This window comes from Klenkia sp. PcliD-1-E (genome assembly GCF_024124375.1).
Lineage (GTDB): Bacteria > Actinomycetota > Actinomycetes > Mycobacteriales > Geodermatophilaceae > Klenkia.
In genome coordinates, this window is the sequence record NZ_JAMXRZ010000022.1 from 25,407 (window position 1) to 45,266 (window position 19,860).

Consider the following 19,860-nt stretch of genomic DNA (forward strand, 5'->3'; position numbering starts at 1 on the left):
TACCTCAGCGGTGAGGTACCGCCCACGTCAAGCCCGGGCGCGCGCGGCGGTGGTCAACCGGACGACGAGACCGGTCGCGGTCTGCTCGACGTCGACGTGGTCGCACAGCTTGCGGGCCAGCCACAGGCCCATGCCGCCGTGCGAGAGGTCGTCCCCGTGCGCCGGGCGGTAGCCGGCGAGCCGGCCGTCGAAGCCGTGCTGCCCGCCGTCGGAGACGGTGACCACGACCCGGTCGGCGTCGGCCCAGACGCGGGCGGAGACCGGACGCCCGCCGTGCCGGAAGGCGTTGGCCGCGATCTCGCTGGCGGCCAGGTGGACGTCCTCCTCGACGTCGCGGTCGGCGAAGCGGCCGCGCAGCGCCGCCGACAGGGCGTGCCGCAGCTCCGGCAACGTCGGGACGTCGTCGGCGGCGAAGACCGGGGCGGTGGCCTGCAACGGCTCGACCGGGGTGCCGAGGGCGGCGACCGCGTCGGCCGGGGCCAGGTGGGCGGGGTTGGCCTGCAGCTGGTGGTCGACCACCAGCTGCGGGTGGGTGAGCAGCGCGGCCTCGAGCACGCCGGGTGGGGTGGTGCGCCGGTCGTAGACGCACAGGGTGGACACCGGGACGGCCCCCACCACGTGCTCGTAGGCGACCTCGCTGCGCACCCGTTCGTCCCACACCCGCAGGTCCCCGCTGTCCTCGTGCAGCTGGCCGACGACCCGCAGCCGCCGGCCCTCCGCGGTGGCCCGCCGCACGAGCTCCAGGTGCATCGCGATGCCGTCGGGTGCGCGCGGGGTCACCAGCCCGAGCTCGCAGACCTCGACCTCGGGCAGCTCGGCACGCACGTGCTGGGCGACCCACGGCAGGACGACGGCCACGGTGAGGTCCCCGGCGGCCACGCCGGCCCGCGCCCAGCCCAGCACGGTCGCCAGCAGCTCGTCGTCCGTGGCGGGGGCCACCAGCCCGTGCACCCGGTCGGGGGTGCCCGCGTCGACCTGCACGTGCCCTCCCCGTTGACGGAACCCTCGCGCGACCATGCCGGTCCGGTGGTGCACACCCGGCACCGGCCGAACCCACCCCCAGCATGGTCCCCCCTGACCGGTCGACCTGCGCGGTCACCCCCCGGCGCGCCGGGCTCAGCGGGGCGGGCGGCCGGCCAGCGCGTCCAGGGCCGTGCGGTCGACGCCGGCGGCCGCCGCGACCTCGGCGTCGTCCAGCGCGCCGCAGTCCTGCCCGCGCAGCAGCACCCCGGCCAGCGCCCGCGCCGTCGCCGGCTCGTCGAGCACCCCGCCGTCCACCCGGGCGGTGTAGGCCGCCAGCCGCGCACCGGCGGCCGGCAGCGCGGCCCGGAAGAACGCGTAGGTGGCCGTGTAGCGGGTGACCAGCTGTGCCGGGTGCAGGTCCCAGCCCTGGTAGAAGCCGCGCTCCAGCGCCCGCCGGACGAGCCCGGCGTGCAGCCGCCAGGCCGCCTGCACCTGCTCGCGCGAGCCGACCGGCAGCACGTTGGTGGAGCCGTCGACCGCCCGCGCGCCCGTGCCGGCCACCGCCACCTGCATGGTCGCCTTGGCGTGGTCGGCGGCGGGGTGGTCGCTGGCTTGGTGGGCGGCACTGATGCCCAGGGAGGCCGAGTAGTCGTAGGTGCCGTAGTGCAGCCCGGTGACCCGGCCGCGCGCGGCGTGCAGCATCGCGGCCAGGGTCGCCGCACCGTCGGCCCCGAGCACCGCCTGCGGGGTCTCCACCTGCAGTTCGAGGTCCAGCGCGAGGCCGTGCGCCTGCTCCAGCGCGTCGAGCACGGGCAGGAACGCCGCGACCTGCTCGACCGCGGTGACCTTGGGCAGCGTGACGACCGCGCGGCCCCGGCCGGCCAGGCCGCCGAGGAACAGGTCCAGCGAGCGGACGCCGCGCCGGCGGGTCGGTCCCTCCAGCGACTTGGCGCGGGTACCCCAGAACGCCGGCAACCCCGGCTCCGCCGCCAGCACGGCCGCGGCCCGGGCGACGTCGTCGTCCTCCCGGTCGGGCGGACCGCGGTAGCCGTCCTCGCTGTCGACCCGCAGGTCCTCGACCGGCTCCGCGGCCAGCTTCGCGCGCACCCGGGGCAGCACCTGCTCCACCAGGTCGCCGGGCAGACCCAGGTCGGGCAGGCCGTGGTCGTCGAGGGCGGTCAGCGCCCGCTCGCCCCACGAGCCGACCAGCCCGGGGACGACGGCGTCGGCCGGCACGTAGCAGGTGTGCACCGGCTGGCGGGTCGACGGCTCCCCGGGGTAGGCCGCCCCCCGGGCCGCGTCGACCGGCTCCAGCGCCCGGTCCAGCTCGGCCAGCACCTCGTCCGGGACCACGAGCCGGCCCTAGTCGATGAGGGAGTAGGCGGGGAGGGTGAGGAAGTCGGGGAAGTCCTCGGCGAGCGCGACCTGCTCGAACAGCCGGCGGGCGTCCTCCAGCCGGTCGAGCTCGCCGATGCCGGCGACCTCCTCCTCGATGACCCGGTGCACCAGCTCGGGGGTCACCGTCTCGCCGGTGTCCAGGACGACGCCACCGCGCAGCCACTGCCAGACCTGGGAGCGGGAGATCTCCGCGGTGGCGGCGTCCTCCATGAGCCCGTGGATGCCGACCGCGCCGTTGCCGGCCAGCCACGCGGCCAGGTACCGGATGCCGACCTCGACGTTGGCCCGCAGGCCCGCCTCGGTGCGCTCGCCGGGGACACCGGCGACGTCGAGCAGCTGCTCCCGGGTCACCTGGACGTCCTGCCAGGCACCCAGCTGGTTGTCCGCGGTGCCCAGCACCCGCTCGAACACCTCGCGGCACACCGGCACCAGGTCCGGGTGGGCGACCCAGGAGCCGTCGAAGCCGTCGCCGGCCTCGCGCGTCTTGTCCTCGCGGACCTTGGCCAGCGCGCGCTCGTTGGCCTCGGCGTCGCGACGGCTGGGGATCTGCGCGGCCATGCCGCCGATGGCCATCGCGCCCCGGCGGTGGCAGGTGGCCACCAGCGCCTGGGTGTAGGCCCGCATCATCGGGGCGGTCATGGTCACCGCCGAGCGGTCGGGCAGCACGAACTCCGGGCCGGCGTCCCGGAAGACCTTGACCACGCTGAACAGGTAGTCCCAGCGGCCGGCGTTGAGGCCGGTGGCGTGCTCGCGCAGCTCGTAGAGCAGCTCCTCCATCTCGAAGGCGGCCGGGATGGTCTCGACCAGCATGGTGGCGCGGATCGACCCGCGCGGCAGGCCGAGCTCGCGCTCGCAGTGCACGAACACGTCGGCCCACAGCCGCGCCTCGAGGTGGCTCTCCATCTTCGGCAGGTAGAAGTAGGGGCCGCTGCCGCGGTCGAGCTGGGCCTGCGCGTTGTGGAACAGGTAGAGCCCGGCGTCGACGAGCGCGCCGACCACCGGGTCCCCGTCGACGAGCAGGTGCCGTTCGTCCAGGTGCCAGCCGCGGGGACGGGGCACGATCGTGGGCAGCACGGCGTCGGGCCGGACGGCGTAGTGCTTGCCCTCGGGGCTGGTGAACTCCAGCGACCCGCGGACGGCGTCCTTCAGGACGAGCTGCCCGGTCACCACGTTGTGCCAGTGCGGGGTGTTGGCGTCCTCGAGGTCGGCCAGCCACACGTCGGCGCCGCAGTTGAGCGCGTTGATCGCCATCTTGGGCTCGGTGGGCCCGGTGATCTCCACCCGACGGCGGGTCAGCCCCGGCGGCGGCGGGGGCACCTGCCAGTCACCGGACCGCACGTCGGCGGTCTCGGCCAGGAAGTCCAGCGGTTCGCCGTCGGCGATCGCCTGCCGCCGGCGGGCCCGTGCGGCGAGCAGTTCGTCGCGGGACGCGCCGAACAGGTGCTGCAGGGTGCCGACGAACTGCAGGGCCTCCGGGGTGAGCACCTCCCCCGACCGCTCGACCTCGGGTCCGACCACCTGGACGTCGACCATGCGCACTCCTGTAGATCGGGGCTGGTCCTGGCATCCTCGCAGCCGTGGACCTGGCCAGCTTCAACACCGCCCCCGACGACGAGGTGACGACGGCGCTGCGGTCGTGCAACGCGGCCGGACCGTTCGCCCCCGCCGTGGCGTCGGGCCGCCCCTACCCCTCGGTGGACGCCCTGGTGGACCGGGCCGGGGAGGTGTCCCGCTCGTTGCCGTGGGACGCGGTGGCGCAGGCACTGGCCGCGCACCCGCGGATAGGTGACCGGGTGCCCGGCGACTCGGCGGAGGCGTCGTCGTCCCGGCGCGAGCAGGCGTCGATGACCGGGGCCGGGGACGACGTCCGGGCGGCGATCCTGGCCGGGAACCGGGACTACGAGGCCCGGTTCGACCACGTCTTCCTCGTCCGGGCGGCCGGGCGGTCGCCGGAGGACATGCTGGCCGAGCTGCGCCGGCGGTTGGCGCACACCCGGGACCAGGAGCGGCCCGAGGTGGTCGAGCAGCTCGCGCAGATCACCGAGCTGCGGGTGCGGACGCTGGTGGCGTCGTGAGCGTGTCGACCCACGTGCTGGACTCGGTGCTGGGCCGGCCCGCCGCGGGCATGGTCGTGCAGCTGTTCGCCGTCTCCGCGACGGACGGTCCCGAGCTGCTCGGGGAGGGCGTGACCGACGCCGACGGCCGGTTCCGGCTGGCCGACCACGACACCGGCACCGGCGCCCACCGCGTGGTGTTCGCGACCGGGGCGTGGTTCGCCGGGCAGGGCCGGGAGACCTTCTACCCGACGGTGAGCCTGGACTTCACCGTCGTCGACGGGTCGGCGCACCACCACGTGCCGCTGCTGCTGGCCCCGTTCGCCTTCTCGACCTACCGGGGCTCTTAGTTCCACGTGCAACACCGCTGACATCGAGATCGGGGAAGGTGACCTCATGGCGATCGTGCTCGGACCCAACCAGTACGGGAAGGCCGAGGTGCGGGTGGTCGCGGTCGACCGCTCCACCCCCCGGCACACCCTCGTGGACCTCAACGTCAGCTCGGCGCTGCGCGGCGACTTCTCCGCGGCGCACCTGACCGGCGACAACGCCCACGTGCTGACCACCGACGCGCAGAAGAACACCGTGTTCGCCTTCGCCCGCGACGGGATCTCCTCCCCCGAGGCGTTCGGGATCCGGCTGGCCACCCACTTCGCGGGGTCCTACCCGTGGATCAGCGGGGCCCGGGTGGCGCTGGAGTCCTACGGCTGGGACCGGATCGCCGTCGGCGGGACCCCGCACGACCACGCCTTCCGCCGGGCCGGTGCCGAGGTGCGCACCGCCGTCGTCACGGCCGACGAGTCCGAGCTGCACGTGGTGGCGGGGCTGACCGACCTGGTGGTGCTGAAGTCGACCGGGTCGGAGTTCTGGGGCTTCCCGCGCGACGCCTACACCACCCTGGCCGAGACCCGGGAGCGGATCCTCGCCACCGCGGTGACCGCGCGCTGGCGCTACACGTCGACCGACCTGGACTGGTCGGGCACGTACGACACCGTGCGGACGGCGATGCTCGAGGCCTTCGCCTCCACCCACTCCCTGGCCCTGCAGCAGACCCTGCACGCGATGGGCGCCGCGGTGCTGGAGACCGTGCCCGAGGTGGCCGAGGTCCGGTTGTCGATGCCGAACAAGCACCACTTCCTGCAGGACCTGTCGGCGTTCGGCCTGGACAACCCCGACGTCGTCTACCACGCCGACGACCGGCCCTACGGGCTCATCGAGGGGACCGTGCTGCGCGACGACGTGCCCCCGGCCGAGGTCGCCTGGCAGGGCACCCCCGGCTTCGTCTGACCCCGTCCTGCCGTCCGCCCGGCATGGATCAGGGAGGTTGATCGAACTCCGTCCTCCCTCGCGAGATCTGGTGGACCAGGACGGACGTCGATCAACCTCCCTGATCATCGCGGCGCAGAGGGGTCATCCGTCGGGCACCGCCCGAGCGCACAGGGTTAGGGTCCGACCAGCACCGGAGGGAGGCCGAGCTCGATGACCAGACCGCCCCGCCGGGCCCGGGCGGTCGACGTCGCCGCCCGCGCAGGGGTCTCGGTCGCGACGGTCTCCTTCGTGGTCAACGGCAAGGCCGAGGGCCGGGTCTCCCCCGCCACCCGGCTGCGCGTGCTCGACGCCATCGCCGCGCTCGGCTACGTCACCGACGCCTCCGCCCGCGCACTGGCCACCGGCCGGCGCCGCCAGGTCGCGCTGCTGGCCCACGACATGACCAACCCGTTCACCGCCCAGGTCGCGGCGGGCGCGGCCGCTGGCATCGCCGAGGCCACCGAGGGCACCGGCCACCTGCTGCTCCTGCTCGCCTCCGACGACGCGGAACCCGACGTCGAGCCGGTCGGTGCAGCCACGGTGGACGGGGTGCTGATCAACTACCCCGGCACGCTGCCCGCCGGCCGGCCCGACCTGCCGGTCGTGCACCTGGACGACCCCGCTGCCGGCGGCCACCAGGTCTCCATGGACGTCACCGTCGGCGCCCGGGAGCTGGCCGCCCACCTGGCCGGCCTGGGCCACCGGCACGTGGTGTTCCTGGACAGCAACCGGCCCTGGTCCACCTTCGTCGAGCGCCGGACGGCGTTCACCGAGGAGTTCACCCGGTGGGTGCCCGGCGCCGTCGTCACCGGTGACCGCTCCGGCATCGACCTCGGCGACGCGGTGGCCCGGGCCGCGGCCGCGCTGGAGGGCTGGCAGCGGGCGGGGGCGACCGCAGTGGTCACCGCGACCGACGTGCAGGCGCTCGGGGTGCTCTCGGCGCTGGCGACCGCGGGGGTCCCGGTGCCGGGCGGGCTGTCGGTCGCGGCCTTCGACGACATCCCGTTCGCCGCGGTGTCCGCCCCGCCGCTGACCACGGTCGCGCTCCCGGCCCGAGAGCTCGGCCGCCGGGGCGCGGTCCTGCTCTCCGAGGTCATCGACGGCACCGTCCCCGACCCGGAGCCGGTGGTGCTGCCCGCCCGGCTGGTCGTCCGCGGCAGCACGGGGCCTGCACCGTGGTAGCGTCGGGTTAAGCGCTTAACCAACGGGAGGACCCGTGCTCGTCTGCATCGGCGACGTGGTCGAGGACGTCGTCGTCTGGACCGAGGGCCCCCTGCAGCACGGCACCGACAACCCCGGACGGGTGGTGCGCACCCGGGGCGGCAGCGCGGCCAACGTCGCGGTCTTCGCCGCCGCCACCGGGGCCCGCACCCGGTTCGTCGGGCGCGTCGGCGACGACCCCCTCGGCGCCGTCCTGACCGCCGGGCTCGAGGCCGCCGGCGTCGAGGTCTGCGTGCAGCGGGCCGGGCGCACGGGCAGCATCGTCGTGCTGGTCGACCCCGCCGGCGAGCGCACGATGGTCCCCGACCGCGGGGCCGCCGCCGAGCTGGCCGACCCGCCGGCCTCCTGCGTCGACGGGGCCACCGTGGTGCACGCCCCCGCCTACGCGCTGGCCACCCCCGGGCCCGCCGCCGCGGTGGCCACCCTGTTCGCCGCCGCACGGGCCGCCGGCGCGCTGACCAGCGTCGACGTCTCCTCCGTCGACCTGGTCACCCGGCTGGGCGCCGGCGTGCTCCGCGCGGCCATCGCCCGCCTGGACCCCGACGTGCTCATCGCGAACGCCGAGGAGGCCCTCGCCCTCGGGCCGGTGCCCGGCGCGCGCACCACGGTGGTCAAGGCCGGCGCCGCCGCCACCACCGTCACCACGGCCGACGGCACGACCACCCGGGTCCCCGTCGACCCGGTCGCCGCCGTCCGCGACACCACCGGCGCCGGCGACGCGTTCGCCGCCGGGTTCCTCACCACGCTCCCCACCTCGCCCACCACCTCGACCACCGGCGACGCCGTGGCCTCCGCCGTCCGGGCCGGCCACGCGCTGGCCGCCCGCGTCCTGCAGCAGCCGGGCGCCGTCCTCGACCCGACCCCCCTGGGAGACACCGCATGACCAGCACCGCCGACCGCATCGGACTCGTCGTCGCCGACGAGGTCGCCACCGCCCTGGCCGAGGGAACACCCGTCGTGGCCATGGAGTCGACGATCTTCTCCAACCTCGGCCTGCCCGCGCCGGGCAACCGGGAGGCCTTCGACCGCTGCGAGGCCGCCGTCCGCGCCGCCGGCGCCGTCCCGGCCGTCACCGCCGTCCTCGACGGCCGGCCCCGGGTCGGTCTGGCCCCCGAGGACGTCGACCGGGTGCTCACCGGCAGCTCCAAGGTCGCCGAGCGGGACGTCCCCGTCGCGATCGCCCAGCGCTGGGCCGAGGGCATGACCACGGTGTCGGCCTCGGTCGCGCTGGCCCACGCGGCCGGCATCGAGGTGTTCGCCACCGGCGGCATCGGCGGCGTGCACCGTGGGGTCGAGACCACCGGCGACGTCTCCGCCGACCTGGACGCGCTGGCCAGCCACCCGCTCGTCACCGTCTGCGCCGGCGCCAAGGCGTTCCTGGACCTGCCCCGCACGCTGGAGCACCTCGAGGCCATCGGCGTCCCCGTGCTCGGCTGGCGGCACGACGACTTCCCGGCCTTCTACTCCCGCTCGGTCGGCCTGGCCGTGCCGCACCGGGTCGAGGACGCCGCCACCGTCGCGGGCGTGCTGCGCAACCGGCTGCGCGAGGACCTCGGTGTCCTGCTGACCGTGCCGATCCCCGAAGCGGCGGAGATCCCCGCCGAGCAGATCGAGGCGAAGATGCTGCGCGCGCTGGCCGCCGCCGACGACGCCGGCGTCCGCGGCCCCAAGGTCACCCCGTTCGTGCTGGCCCGCATCGAGGCCGAGACCGACGGCGAGTCGATCCCGGCCAACCTGGCCCTGGCCGAGAACAACGCGGCCGTGGCCGCCCAGGTGGCCGCGGCACTGCTCGAGCACTGATCGGGGTGCCAGGATGACCGGCGTGACGGCACCGGGACGCGAGACGCTGACCTACGAGACGTTCGGGACGGCGGGCCGCGACCTCGCCCACCAGGTCGCCGACGACGGCTACGAGCCCGACCTGATCCTGGCCATCGCCCGCGGCGGTCTGTTCCTCGGCGGAGCGCTGGGCTACGCGCTGGACGTGAAGAACCTCTTCGTGATGAACGTGGAGTTCTACACCGGCGTCGACGAGCGGCTCGACCTGCCGGTCATGCTGCCGCCGAACCTCGACCGGGTGGACCTCACCGGCTCGAACGTGCTCATCGCCGACGACGTCGCCGACACCGGCAAGACGCTGGAGCTGGTGCGCGACTTCTGCGCTGGCTACGTCGCCGAGGTCCGCTCCGCGGTGGTCTACGAGAAGCCGCGCTCGGTCGTGAAGTGCGACTACGTCTGGAAGCGCACCGACGCCTGGATCGACTTCCCCTGGTCGGTGCAGCCGCCCGTCGTGAACCGCCGCGGCGGCCTCGCGCACTGACCCGGGCTCAGAGCCTCCGGGACGCGGTGACGGTGAACCTCGGGTCGCGGGAGAGCTGACGGGTGGGCCCGACCAGCCGGCGCAGGGCGGCCCGGTGCGGCAGGTGCGAGTTGTAGACCGTGAGCAGCTCACCGCCCGGGCGCAGCACCCGGCCCGCCGCGGCGAACAGCCGGTCGGCGATGCCGGCGTGCACCGTCGTCCCCTGGTGGAAGGGCGGGTTGCACACCACCAGGTCCACGCTGCCCGGCTCGACCCCCGCCAGGGCGTCGTCCCGGGTCACGCGCACCCGGCCGGCGACGCCGTTGGCCGCCGCGGTCGCCGCCGCCGAGGCCACCGCGGCGGCGGAGGCGTCGGAGGCCAGCACGTCGAACCCGGCGCGGGCCAGGGCCACCGCGAGCACGCCGGTGCCGCAGCCGAGGTCGACCGCGCTCCCGCTGCCCGCGGCCGGCAGCGCGGCGAGCAGGGCGCGGGTGCCGAGGTCGACCTTGGTGCCGGCGAACGCCGCACCGTGCGCGACGACGGTGACCCCGACGTCGGGGTGCTCCGCCGTCCGCGGGAAGGACGACGGGCCCGGGCGCGGGCCGGTGGCGACCAGCAGCCGGGACTTCTGCCGGGCCAGCGTGGCGTGCACGTCGGTGAACGAGTCGCCCAGGACGTCGTTCATCGCGCGGGTCATGTGCTTGACCCGCGCGCCCACGTAGACGGTGACGGAGGGGTCCGCACCGGCCGCGACCACCTCGGCGACCTCCCGCAGCGCGTCCAGCGCCTTGGGTGCCTGCACCAGGACGACGCGGGCGCCGGTGGCGTCCAGCTGCGGCTGGGCCGTGAACCCGGTGGTGCCGGTCCGCTCGGCGTTGGCCGCGATCGCGAGCTCGGCGACCAGCAGGTCGGTGTGCGCCCGGACGCCGGTCGCCCCGTGCAGCGCGATCGCGCCGAGGGTCAGCGCACCGTGGGTGTCCCCGACGGTGAGCACGCCGTCGGGGTGGGCGGCGACGGCCGCGGCGGCCTCGTCGAGCAGCAGCCGGTCGGTGGCGTCGACGGCCACCAGGTCGGGCGCCTCGACGTCGGGGTCACGGCGGAGCTGGTCGAGGAAGGCCACCCGGTCCACTCTGCCCCAGCCCTCTCGAGCTCAGGTCGTGAGGAGTGGGGCCCGGAGGGTCCCGCGATCGATCGACGGACGCGCTCGTCGGCGCAGGGGGACGGCTCCTGGCCGCGGTGCGGCCCGCGGGGTCGCCGTGTGCGCAGCTCAGACGCCGGTGAGGCCGACCGGGCAGCTCACGCCGGTGCCGTTGACCGGGCAGTAGCCGTTGGGGACCTTGTAGAGGTACTGCTGGTGGTAGTCCTCGGCGTAGTAGAACTCGCCCAGCGGGAGGATCTCGGTGGTGATCGCGCCGTAGCCCGCGGCGTCCAGCCGGGCCTGGTACGCCTCGCGGGAGGCCTCGGCGGCGACCTTCTGCTCGTCGGTGACGTAGTAGACCGCCGACCGGTACTGGGTGCCGACGTCGTTGCCCTGGCGCATGCCCTGGGTGGGGTCGTGCTCCTCCCAGAACTCCTTGAGCAGCACGTCGTAGGAGATCTGCGCGGGGTCGAAGACCACCAGCACGACCTCGGTGTGCCCGGTGCGCGCCGAGCACACCTCCTCGTAGGTGGGGTTGGGGGTGTGCCCGCCGGCGTAGCCCACCGCGGTGGAGTACACCCCGGGCAGCTGCCAGAACACCTTCTCCACGCCCCAGAAGCAGCCGGCGCCGAAGACGGCGGTCTGCAGGCCGTCGGGGAAGGGCGGCTTGATCCGGTTGCCGTTGACCGCGTGCAGCTCGGGGACGTGCGGGAGCTCGGTGGAGCGGCCTGGCAGGGCGTCCTCGGCGGACACCGGCTGGGTCTTGGCGGCGCGGGAGAAGAACGACATGCCCCGAATGTAGGACCGACCCGCAACCCGCTCAGTCCTCCAGCAGCACCCGCTCCGGCAGGGGCGCGGGCCGGCCGAACAGGTACCCCTGGGCGAACGAGCAGCCCAGGTCGGCCAGCGCGGCCTGCTGCCCGGCGTTCTCCACGCCCTCGGCGACGACCTGCAGGGACAGGCTGCGGGCCAGCTCGAGGATCGAGGCCACCAAGGTGGTCGCGGACCCGCCGCGAGCCAGGTCGGTGACGAAGCTGCGGTCGATCTTGACGATGTCGACCGGCAGCCGGCGCAGGTAGGACAGGCTGGAGTAGCCCGTGCCGAAGTCGTCGATGGCGATCGCGACGCCGAGGTCCCGGACGGCCTGCAGCCGGGCGCAGACGGCGTCCACGTCGTCGGCCAGCACGCTCTCGGTGACCTCGAGCACCAGCAGGTGCGGGGGCAGCCCGCTGTCGGCGAGCGCCGCGGCGACGCCGTCGACGAACCCCTCGTCGGCCAGCTGCACCGCCGAGACGTTCACCGCGACGCGGCTGGGGCCGGGTCCCCCGGTCAGCCCGGCGGCGGCGTCGGTGACGGCCCGGCGCAGCACCCAGGCGCCCAGTGCCCCGATCGCCCCGGTCTGCTCGGCGATCGGCACGAACTGCAGCGGGGGCACCGGTCCGCGGGTGGGGTGCCGCCAGCGCAGCAGCGCCTCGTGGCCGTGCACCCGGCCGTCGGGCAGGGTGACGACGGGCTGGTAGTGCAGGGACAGCTGGTCCCCGGCCGCCATCGCGGCGGTGAGGTCCTCGGCGAGCTCGACCCGGTCCAGCACGGCCTCGGCCATGCCCGGGGCGAAGGTGACGACGCGGTCCCGGCCGGTGGCCTTGGCCTGGTACATCGCGACGTCGGCGTGGCGCAGCAGCTCCTCGGCGTCCCGGCGGACGGCGGTGGCCGTGGTCGCGACCCCGATGCTGGCCGTCACGGTGACCGGTCGGCCGGTGAGCTGCACCGGCACCCGCACCGCGGTCTGCAGCCGGCGGGCGACGTCGGCGGCGTGCACGGCCGGGCCGGGCACCAGGACGGCGAACTCGTCGCCGCCCAGCCGCACGACCAGGTCGCCGCTGCGCACCGCGGCGCCGAGGCGGGCGGCCACCTCGGCCAGCAGCTGGTCGCCGAACTGGTGGCCGCGGCTGTCGTTGACGCCCTTGAAGCCGTCCAGGTCGCAGAACAGCACGCTCACGGGCCCGTCCTGGCGCAGCATCCGGTCGGTGGCCTCGGCCAGCAGCCGGCGGTTGCCCAGCCCGGTCAACGGGTCGGTGCGGGCGGTGTCCTCGGCCAGCTGCCAGGTGCGGTGGTGCACCAGGCAGACCAGGAGCGTGGCCACCACCGGCAGCAGGTCGTAGGGGTCGAGCTCGTGGGGGCGGAAGACGACCACCGCGAAGTCCAGGACGGCGACCACGACCGCGGTGGGCACGATGACCCAGTCCTGGTAGAGGGCGCACACCGCGATGGCCAGCAGCATCCAGGTGAAGGCCTCGCCCTCGCCGGTGACCGGCACCAGCAGGGCCGCACCCGTGGTGAGGGACAGCGTGGTCAGCACGGTGCGGACCCGCGCGGGCCAGGTCTCGCGGGTGGCCAGCGCGGCCGGCAGCCCGGTCCCCAGCAGCACCAGCGCCGCCGGACCCCGGCCGTGGTCGAGGGCGCCGGTCAGCAGGGCCAGGCAGACGGCCTGCGCCAGCGCCGCCCGGGTGATCCACCGGTGCCGCGCCGCCCACTCCGGGGCGGCCAGCGACGAACCGGTGCGCCGGCCGGCGAGCCACGAGGTCATGGGGTGCATCTCGGCAGCGCCCCGGATCCGGTGCAGAGGACGACGACCGGGCTCACCCCTTGGGGTGCGGTCGAACCGCACACGGCCGACGATCGAAGGGTGCAGGTGACCGATCCCCAGCTCGAGCGCCAGCCCGTCGACGGCGAGACCCGCGGCGTGGCCCTGTTCTGCCACGGCGGCACCGCCGCCAGCCAGGCCCCGCCGAAGGACCGCGCGCTGTCGCTGGTGCGGATGCGGGCCTTCGAGCGTTTCGTCCGCGACGACCTGGGCGGGCGCGGGATCGAGACCGCGCTGGTGCGCTACCGCGTCGCGGGCTGGAACGGCGAGGCAGCCGACGCCTTCAAGGACGTGCAGTGGGCGATCGAGCAGCTGCGCGCCGAGCACGGCCGCGACGTCCCGGTCGTGCTGGTCGGGCACTCGATGGGCGGGCGGGCCGCGCTGAAGGCCGGGGGCGACCCGCAGGTGACCGCGGTCTGCGCGCTGGCCCCGTGGACGCCGCCCGGTGAGCCGGTCATGCAGCTGCGCGGGCAGACGGTGGCGATCCTGCACGGGCGCGGTGACCGGTGGGTGCCGGCGAAGCTGTCGGCCGACTTCGCCGTCCGCGCGCGGCGGGCCGGTGCCCGGGTCGCCCGGTTCACCCTGCCCGGTGGGCACTCGATGCTGCGCAGGGGGCACACCTGGCACACCTTCGCCCGCGACGTCGTCCTCGCCGGCACCGGGCTCGAACCGATGCGCGCCGACGTCGCGAACGCTCTCCAGCAACCCAGCCCGGAGGGCCTCGCCGTCCCGCTCTGACCCTTCTCAGCGGTACCGGGGGGCGCCCCGCCTGCCGAGGAGAAGAAGATGTCCGCCGTGCGCAACCGACCGACCGCCGCCGTCGTGGGTTCCGGGGTCTCCGGGCTCACCGCCGCGTACCTGCTGCAGCGCACGCACGACGTCACGCTCTTCGAGACCGACGGCCGCCTCGGCGGGCACGCCCACACCCACGACGTGCAGACCCCCGACGACCGGGTCATCCCGATCGACACCGGGTTCATCGTGCACAACGAGCGCACCTACCCGAACCTGCTCCGGCTCTTCCGCGAGCTCGGCGTGGCCACCCAGCCCACCGAGATGAGCATGTCGATCGTCTGCGAGGGCTGCGGGCTGGAGTACGCCGGCGCCCGCGGGCTGCCCGGCGTGTTCGCCCAGCGCAGGCAGCTGGCCAACCCGGCCTACCTGCGGATGCTGGTCGAGGTGAAGAAGTTCCACCGCCAGGCCCAGCGGCTGGTGGACCTCGCCGGCGGTGACCAGCGGGACGGCGGCAGCACCGAGTTCGACGGGCTGACCCTGGGGGCGTTCCTGGCCCTGGGGGGGTACTCGGACTACTTCGTCCGGCACTTCATGGTCCCGGTGGTGTCCTGCGTGTGGTCCTCGGGCACCGGCACGTCGCTGCAGTACCCCGCGCTGTACCTGTTCCGGTTCCTCGCCCACCACGGGATGCTCTCGGTGAGCGGGTCCCCGCAGTGGCGCACGGTCACCGGCGGCTCCCGCGCCTACGTGGAGAAGGCCGCGAAGGGCCTCACCGGCGTGCAGACCGGCACCGGCATCACCGCGCTCACCCGGCACGTGGACGGCGTGGAGCTCCTCGACGCCGACGGTGAGCGGCACGCCGCGGACGTCGTCGTGGTCGCCACCCACCCCGACCAGGCACTCCAGCTGCTCGCCGACCCCACCGACGCCGAGCGCGAGGTGCTGGGCGCGTTCAGCTACTCCCGCAACGAGACGCTGCTGCACACCGACGCCTCGATCATGCCGAGGGCGGCCCAGGCCCGTGCCTCCTGGAACTACCGCATGCCCGGCTGCGCCGTCGACACCGACGCCGTCCAGGTCACCTACTGGATGAACAAGCTGCACGACGTCGACGAGCCGGTGGACTACCTGGTCTCGCTCAACGCCACCGACCGGGTCGACCCCTCGACCGTGCTGCGCCGGATGGTCTACGACCACCCCGAGTACACCCCCACCTCGGTCGCCGCCCAGCGCCGGCTCCCGGAGCTCAACACCGGCCGGACGGCGTTCGCCGGCGCCTACCACGGCTGGGGCTTCCACGAGGACGGCTGCGCCTCCGGCGTCCGCGCGGCGCAGTCCCTGGGCAGCGGATGGTGAGCCCGGCCGTCGACTGGACGCCGACGACGCTGCCGGCGCTCTACGACGTCCGGGTGGGGCACCGCCGCACGTACCCGCTCGAGAACGGCTTCGAGTACGGCGGCTACCTGTGGCTGGTCGACCTCGACGACCTGCCGCGGCTGCCGCGCGGGCTGCGGTGGGCGGCCCGGTTCGACGCCGCCGACCACCTCGGCGACCCGGCGTCGACGATCAAGGCCAACGTGGTCCGGTTCACCGCGCTGCACGGGGTGGCCGACGTCGACCGCGTGGTGATGATGGCCAACGCGCGCAGCGGGCCGCACGTGTTCAACCCGCTGTCCACGCACTGGTGCTACCGGGCCGACGGATCGCTGGCCTGCATCGTCGCCGAGGTGCACAACACCTACGGGGAGCGGCACGCCTACCTGCTGCACCCCGACGACGCCGGCCGCGCCGAGGCGGAGAAGGACTTCTACGTCTCGCCGTTCAACACCGTCGACGGCCGCTACCTCATGCGGTTCACCGGCCCCGGCGAGCAGCTGCACGTGACGATGGCGCTGCAGGTCGGCGGCCGGACCCCGTTCGTGGCCACCCTGCGGGGGCGGGCACGCGCGGCGGGCACCGGCGCCGTCGTCCGTACGATCCTGCGCTGGCCGCTCATGAGCCTGTGGGTGGCCACGCTCATCCGGTGGCAGGGCATCCGGCTGTGGGCGCGCCGGTTGCCGGTCGTGCCCCGGCCGACGCACGATCCGCCGGCAGGGGTCGGTACGAACACCCCCCGGCAGCTCACCCCGCACGCGAACGAGGACAGGTCATGACCACGGTGCACCACAACCCCGGACGCCACGAGGACGCCCGCTTCCCCGTGCCCCGTCCCGACGAGGCGCACTGGCCCGGGCTGGCGACCGCGCCCCGGTCCCCGCTGCGCGCTGCGGTGGCCGAGCGGCTGTTCCGGCACGCGGTGTCGACGCTGCCCGTGCGCGCCGTGCTCCCCGACGGCACGGTGCTCGGCGCCGGCGACCGGCAGGCCCCGACCATGACCCTGGTCCGCCCGGACGCCTTCTTCCACCGCCTGGGTGCCGACGCCAAGATCGGCTTCGGCGAGGCCTACATGACCGGCGACTGGACGACGGGGCCCGGCACCGACCTGGCCGACCTGCTCACCCCGTTCGCCGCCCGGATGTCCTCCCTCGTCCACCCGGCGTTCCAGCGGCTGCGCCACCTCGTCGAGCGCACCCAGCCGATCGGCGAGGAGAACACCAAGGAGAACAGCCGGCACAACATCAGCCGGCACTACGACCTGTCCAACCAGCTGTTCGAGGCCTTCCTCGACGAAACGATGAGCTACTCCTCGGCCTGGTTCGAGCCCGGCGACTCCTTCGAGGACGCCCAGCGGCGCAAGATCGACGGCGTGCTGGACCTCGCCCGGGTGGGCGAGGGCATGCACGTGCTGGAGATCGGGTCGGGCTGGGGCGGGCTGGCGATCCGGGCCGCGCAGCGCGGTGCCCGGGTGACCACGCTGACCCTGTCGACCGAGCAGCAGGCGCTGGCCCGCTCCCGGGCTGCCGAGGCCGGGGTGGACCACCTGGTCGACGTCCAGCTGTGCGACTACCGCGACGCCCGCGGCCGGTACGACGCGGTCGTCTCGGTCGAGATGATCGAGGCGGTGGGCGAGAAGTTCTGGGCGACCTACTTCACCGCGCTGGACACCCTGCTGGCCCCCGGCGGCCGGGTCGGGCTGCAGTCGATCACCATGCCGCACGACCGGATGATGGCCACCCGCCGCAGCTACACGTGGATCCACAAGTACGTGTTCCCGGGCGGCATCATCCCCTCGATCCGCTCCATCGAGGACAACCTGGCTGCCCACACCAGCCTGTCGGTGGTCGAGCGCCGCGACCTGGGCCCGCACTACGCGCAGACCCTGCACCTGTGGCGGGACCGGTTCCTGGCCGCCTGGCCCACGCTGGACGGCGCCTTCGACGGCACGTTCCGCCGGATGTGGGAGTTCTACCTCGCCTACTGCGAGGCCGGCTTCCGCTCGGGCTACCTCGGCGTCAGCCAGCTCGGCCTGGCGAGGAACCCCTTCCCCGCGTAGCGCCCCCGCACGGCGGACGAGCTCCGGCCCCCCGGGGTATCGGAAGCTCTACCCCCGTCAGCCGGTGCGTCGGCCGGGGTGGAGCTTCCGATACCCGGGGGCGGGTCACCCGCGCTCGAGCACGACCTTGCCGACGACGCCGCCGGCGTCCACCTGTCGGTGGGCCTCGCGGAGGTTGGCCTCGGTGATGCCCTGCAGGCGGGTGGTCGCCGTCGTCCGCAGCCGGCCGGCGTCGACCAGGCGGGCGACCTCGGTGAGCAGCTCGTGCTGGTGGGCGTCCTCGGGCAGGTGCAGCGGGCGGGCGAACATGAACTCCCAGTGCCAGGTCTGCGCCTTGGGCTTCAGCGGCAGCAGGTCCAGCCCGACCGGGTCGTCGATGGCCACCACCTCGCCGTGCACCGGCAGCAGCTGCGCGTAGGCCTCGACGTTGCCCTCGGAGAAGGCGGAGAAGACGTGGTCGACGCCGCCCGGGGCCACGGCGCGGACGGCGGCCACCAGGTCGTGGTGGTCGACCACGTGGTGCGCACCCATGTCGCGGGCCCACGCCACCGACTCCGGCCGGGCGCCGGTGGCGACCACGGTCAGCCGGGTCAGCGCCCGGGCCAGCTGGGCGACCATCGACCCGACGCCACCCGCGCCGCCGACGACCAGGATCGTGCCGGTGCTGTCGGCGTCCAGGCCGAGCCGGTCGAACAGGGTCTCCCAGGCGGTGATGGTGGTCAGCGGCAGCGCGGCGGCGTCGGCGAAGGACAGGCTGGCCGGCTTCGGGCCCACCACCCGCTCGTCGACCACGTGCAGCTGCGCGTTCGTCCCGGGCCGGGCGATGGAGCCGGCGTAGTAGACGTCGTCGCCGAAGGCGAACCGGGTCACGGCCTCCCCCACCGCGGTGACCGTGCCCGCGGCGTCGAAGCCGAGCACCTTCGGCGCCTCCGCGGGGTCGAAGGAGGAGCGCACCTTGCCGTCGACCGGGTTCACCGACACCGCCCGGACGTCGACCAGCAGGTCGTGCGGGCCCAACGGCGGCAGCTCCAGCTCCACGGTGGCGAACGAGTCGGGGGCGTCGACGTCCCCCGGTCGCAGGGAGGCGATGGCCGTCGTCGTGCGCGGGGTCGTCATGCCCGGTGCCAACCCCGCCCGGCCGCGGTCGCTTCCCCGGTCTAGCGTCGGCCCGTGCGGGGACGCGGTGCGGTCGGGCTGGTCGTGTGGGTCTTCACCGTGGTCATGCTGGGCGGCACGGTGCCCGCTCCGCTCTACCCGTTCTACGTGCGGTCGCTGGAGCTGTCCGAGCTGCAGGTGACCGTGGTGTTCGCCGCCTACGCGGTCGGCACCCTGACCGCGCTGCTGCTGGGTGGCGGGCTGTCGGACCGGGTGGGCCGCCGGCCGGTGCTGGCCCTGGCGGTGGGGATCGCGGTGGCCTCCACGCTGGTCTTCCTGCTCGCCCCGACGCTGCTGGGGCTGCTGGTCGCCCGGGTGCTCTCGGGGCTGTCGGTCGGGCTGACCACCGGGACGGCGACGGCGGCCATCACCGAGCTGCACCCCGACCGCCGGACGGCGACCACGCTGGCGACGGTGGCCAACATGGGTGGCCTCGGCCTGGGTCCGGTGGTGTCCGGGGTGGTCGCGCAGCACCTGCCCGGGCCCACCGTCGCGCCCTACCTGGCGTTCCTCGTGCTGCTGCTGCCGGCGACGGCGCTGGGCCGGGTGCCCGAGACCCGGCCGCGCACCGGCGGCCTGGCCGGCGCGGTCCGGCCGCAGCGGCTGTCCGTGCCGCACGGGACCCGGGCCCGGTTCGTCGCGGCCGCGGTGGGCGGGTTCGCCGCCTTCGCCGTGCTGGGCCTGTTCACGTCGCTGACGTCGTCCTTCCTCGGGCAGGAGCTCGGCGACCCGGGTCCGCAGCTGGTCGGGTTGTCGGTGGCGGTGATGTTCGCGGCCGCCGTGGTCTGCCAGTTGCTGGTGCAGCGCTGGGAGCCCGACCGGGCCGCGCTGGTCGGGGCGGTCCTGCTGCCCGCGGGCACGGCGACGGTGGTCGGGGCGCTGGCCGCCGGGTCGCTCCCGCTGTTCCTGCTCGCCGCGGTGGTCGGCGGTGCGGGCGTGGGGTTCTCCTTCCAGTCGGCCGTCGCGCGGGTGGGCGGGCTGGCCTCGGAGGAGGAGCGGGCGGCGGTGACCTCGAGCTTCTTCGTGGTCGCCTACCTGGGCATCACCGTGCCGGTGGTCGGGGTCGGGGAGATCGCCACCGCGTCCTCGCTGACCACGGCGGCGGCCGCGCTCGCCGTCCTGGTGCTGGCGCTGTCGGCAACCGCCGCGCTGCTCACCCGCCGGAACCCCACTCCCTCGGACGGATGACGGTACGTGACCGTCCGGTCCGCATTTCCACCCATCGGGCGACCCGTCTCGGCCTCCGCGAGACGGCTTCGTCCGGTTCACTGGTCGTAGTCGCCCGATGATCGTGCGTGGAGGTGAGCCGGATGTCCGCATCCCGCCGCCCCGCGCGCCCGGCGCGGCTCGCGCTCCGCACGCTCGCGGTCGCGGGGATGGGCACCGGCCTCTGGCTGGCCGGCCAGGCCGCCGCCTCCGCGCAGGAGCCCGCCACCTCGCTGCTCGGCGGGGTCACGCAGCAGGTCACCGCGCCCGCGGAGCAGGTCACGGCACCGGCCGTGCCGGTCGCGG

20 protein-coding genes are annotated in these 19,860 nt (G+C 74.9%); 13 read left to right on the forward strand and 7 right to left on the reverse strand.

The genetic code is table 11. The annotated features are described in order from the left end of the window. Positions 1-27 precede the first annotated feature (27 nt). The 3 genes from NH342_RS06515 to aceB all read right to left on the reverse strand — a co-directional run bounded on the left by NH342_RS06515 (position 28) and on the right by aceB (position 3,894). Positions 28-981: an ATP-binding protein gene (locus tag NH342_RS06515; protein ID WP_253012894.1), complete on the reverse strand. Its 954-nt coding sequence runs from the start codon at positions 979-981 to the stop codon at positions 28-30. 135 nt (positions 982-1,116) lie between these two features. Further along, entirely contained in the window at positions 1,117-2,316 is a 1,200-nt protein-coding gene (locus NH342_RS06520) for an aldolase (protein WP_253012896.1), read from the reverse strand. A 9-nt stretch (positions 2,317-2,325) separates the two neighbouring features. Beyond that, positions 2,326-3,894 carry a malate synthase A gene (gene aceB, locus NH342_RS06525; protein ID WP_253012899.1) on the reverse strand — a complete coding sequence of 523 codons (1,569 nt, stop codon included), beginning with the start codon at positions 3,892-3,894 and terminating at the stop codon, positions 2,326-2,328. 44 nt (positions 3,895-3,938) lie between these two features. Here aceB and uraD point away from each other — a divergent pair, with 44 nt between their 5' ends. The 7 genes from uraD to NH342_RS06560 all read left to right on the forward strand — a co-directional run bounded on the left by uraD (position 3,939) and on the right by NH342_RS06560 (position 9,264). Then, positions 3,939-4,436: a 2-oxo-4-hydroxy-4-carboxy-5-ureidoimidazoline decarboxylase gene (gene uraD, locus NH342_RS06530; protein ID WP_253012901.1), complete on the forward strand. Its 498-nt coding sequence runs from the start codon at positions 3,939-3,941 to the stop codon at positions 4,434-4,436. After that, positions 4,433-4,765 carry a hydroxyisourate hydrolase gene (uraH, locus tag NH342_RS06535; RefSeq protein ID WP_253012903.1) on the forward strand — a complete coding sequence of 111 codons (333 nt, stop codon included), beginning with the start codon at positions 4,433-4,435 and terminating at the stop codon, positions 4,763-4,765. The genes uraD and uraH overlap by 4 nt, the downstream gene beginning before the upstream one ends. A 46-nt stretch (positions 4,766-4,811) precedes the next feature. Continuing rightward, a complete protein-coding gene (gene pucL, locus NH342_RS06540) occupies positions 4,812-5,702 on the forward strand; it encodes a factor-independent urate hydroxylase (protein WP_253012905.1) in 891 nt (296 codons plus the stop codon). Between the two features lie 192 nt (positions 5,703-5,894). Then, on the forward strand, positions 5,895-6,905 hold the full coding sequence (locus NH342_RS06545) for a LacI family DNA-binding transcriptional regulator (protein WP_253012907.1): 1,011 nt from the start codon (positions 5,895-5,897) through the stop codon (positions 6,903-6,905). A gap of 34 nt (positions 6,906-6,939) precedes the next feature. Beyond that, positions 6,940-7,827: a PfkB family carbohydrate kinase gene (locus NH342_RS06550; protein WP_253012909.1), complete on the forward strand. Its 888-nt coding sequence runs from the start codon at positions 6,940-6,942 to the stop codon at positions 7,825-7,827. After that, the gene (locus NH342_RS06555) at positions 7,824-8,744 is read left to right on the forward strand and encodes a pseudouridine-5'-phosphate glycosidase (protein ID WP_253012911.1); all 921 of its coding nucleotides are present in this window, start codon (positions 7,824-7,826) and stop codon (positions 8,742-8,744) included. The genes NH342_RS06550 and NH342_RS06555 overlap by 4 nt, the downstream gene beginning before the upstream one ends. Before the next feature lie 13 nt (positions 8,745-8,757). Further along, complete coding sequence (locus tag NH342_RS06560) at positions 8,758-9,264, forward strand: phosphoribosyltransferase (RefSeq protein ID WP_253012913.1); 507 nt, start codon at positions 8,758-8,760, stop codon at positions 9,262-9,264. Between the two features lie 7 nt (positions 9,265-9,271). Here the strand turns inward: NH342_RS06560 and NH342_RS06565 are convergent, their stop codons facing one another. The 3 genes from NH342_RS06565 to NH342_RS06575 form a co-directional block, all read right to left on the reverse strand. Beyond that, entirely contained in the window at positions 9,272-10,363 is a 1,092-nt protein-coding gene (locus NH342_RS06565) for a class I SAM-dependent methyltransferase (RefSeq protein ID WP_253012915.1), read from the reverse strand. A gap of 147 nt (positions 10,364-10,510) precedes the next feature. Continuing rightward, a complete protein-coding gene (msrA, locus tag NH342_RS06570) occupies positions 10,511-11,170 on the reverse strand; it encodes a peptide-methionine (S)-S-oxide reductase MsrA (RefSeq protein ID WP_253012917.1) in 660 nt (219 codons plus the stop codon). 31 nt (positions 11,171-11,201) lie between these two features. Then, positions 11,202-12,968 (reverse strand): bifunctional diguanylate cyclase/phosphodiesterase, encoded by a 1,767-nt coding sequence (locus NH342_RS06575; protein ID WP_253012919.1) that lies wholly within the window; start codon positions 12,966-12,968, stop codon positions 11,202-11,204. Positions 12,969-13,073: 105 nt separating this feature from the next. On the opposite strand from NH342_RS06575, the gene NH342_RS06580 reads away from it, so the two are divergent. Genes NH342_RS06580 through NH342_RS06595 form a run of 4 tightly spaced genes read left to right on the forward strand, consistent with a single transcriptional unit; the run spans position 13,074 to position 17,193 of the window. Then, a complete protein-coding gene (locus NH342_RS06580) occupies positions 13,074-13,763 on the forward strand; it encodes an alpha/beta hydrolase (protein ID WP_253012921.1) in 690 nt (229 codons plus the stop codon). Between the two features lie 57 nt (positions 13,764-13,820). After that, a complete protein-coding gene (locus NH342_RS06585) occupies positions 13,821-15,116 on the forward strand; it encodes an NAD(P)/FAD-dependent oxidoreductase (protein ID WP_253012926.1) in 1,296 nt (431 codons plus the stop codon). Further along, positions 15,113-15,913: a DUF1365 domain-containing protein gene (locus NH342_RS06590; protein WP_253012928.1), complete on the forward strand. Its 801-nt coding sequence runs from the start codon at positions 15,113-15,115 to the stop codon at positions 15,911-15,913. Before NH342_RS06585 ends, NH342_RS06590 begins: the two co-directional genes overlap by 4 nt. After that, positions 15,910-17,193 (forward strand): cyclopropane-fatty-acyl-phospholipid synthase family protein, encoded by a 1,284-nt coding sequence (locus NH342_RS06595; protein WP_253012930.1) that lies wholly within the window; start codon positions 15,910-15,912, stop codon positions 17,191-17,193. Before NH342_RS06590 ends, NH342_RS06595 begins: the two co-directional genes overlap by 4 nt. 105 nt (positions 17,194-17,298) lie before the next feature. Here NH342_RS06595 and NH342_RS06600 read toward each other — a convergent pair whose 3' ends face one another. Continuing rightward, the gene (locus NH342_RS06600; RefSeq protein WP_253012932.1) at positions 17,299-18,309 is read right to left on the reverse strand and encodes a zinc-binding alcohol dehydrogenase family protein; all 1,011 of its coding nucleotides are present in this window, start codon (positions 18,307-18,309) and stop codon (positions 17,299-17,301) included. 54 nt (positions 18,310-18,363) lie between these two features. On the opposite strand from NH342_RS06600, the gene NH342_RS06605 reads away from it, so the two are divergent. Together NH342_RS06605 and NH342_RS06610 are read left to right on the forward strand one after the other, a co-directional pair. Beyond that, entirely contained in the window at positions 18,364-19,536 is a 1,173-nt protein-coding gene (locus tag NH342_RS06605; protein WP_253012934.1) for an MFS transporter, read from the forward strand. Positions 19,537-19,658: 122 nt separating this feature from the next. Continuing rightward, positions 19,659-19,860 (forward strand): hypothetical protein (locus NH342_RS06610; protein WP_253012936.1); only part of this gene is annotated, 202 nt, incomplete at its 3' end.

Excerpts from the sequence above, each read along its gene's own strand:
- aceB (WP_253012899.1), bottom strand. The coding sequence starts at position 3,894 with ATGGTCGACGTCCAGGTGGTCGGACCCGAGGTCGAGCGGTCGGGGGAG.
- pucL (WP_253012905.1), top strand. The coding sequence starts at position 4,812 with ATGGCGATCGTGCTCGGACCCAACCAGTACGGGAAGGCCGAGGTGCGG.
- NH342_RS06545 (WP_253012907.1), top strand. The coding sequence starts at position 5,895 with ATGACCAGACCGCCCCGCCGGGCCCGGGCGGTCGACGTCGCCGCCCGC.
- NH342_RS06555 (WP_253012911.1), top strand. The coding sequence starts at position 7,824 with ATGACCAGCACCGCCGACCGCATCGGACTCGTCGTCGCCGACGAGGTC.
- NH342_RS06560 (WP_253012913.1), top strand. The coding sequence starts at position 8,758 with ATGACCGGCGTGACGGCACCGGGACGCGAGACGCTGACCTACGAGACG.
- msrA (WP_253012917.1), bottom strand. The coding sequence starts at position 11,170 with ATGTCGTTCTTCTCCCGCGCCGCCAAGACCCAGCCGGTGTCCGCCGAG.
- NH342_RS06575 (WP_253012919.1), bottom strand. The coding sequence starts at position 12,968 with ATGACCTCGTGGCTCGCCGGCCGGCGCACCGGTTCGTCGCTGGCCGCC.
- NH342_RS06595 (WP_253012930.1), top strand. The coding sequence starts at position 15,910 with ATGACCACGGTGCACCACAACCCCGGACGCCACGAGGACGCCCGCTTC.
- NH342_RS06600 (WP_253012932.1), bottom strand. The coding sequence starts at position 18,309 with ATGACGACCCCGCGCACGACGACGGCCATCGCCTCCCTGCGACCGGGG.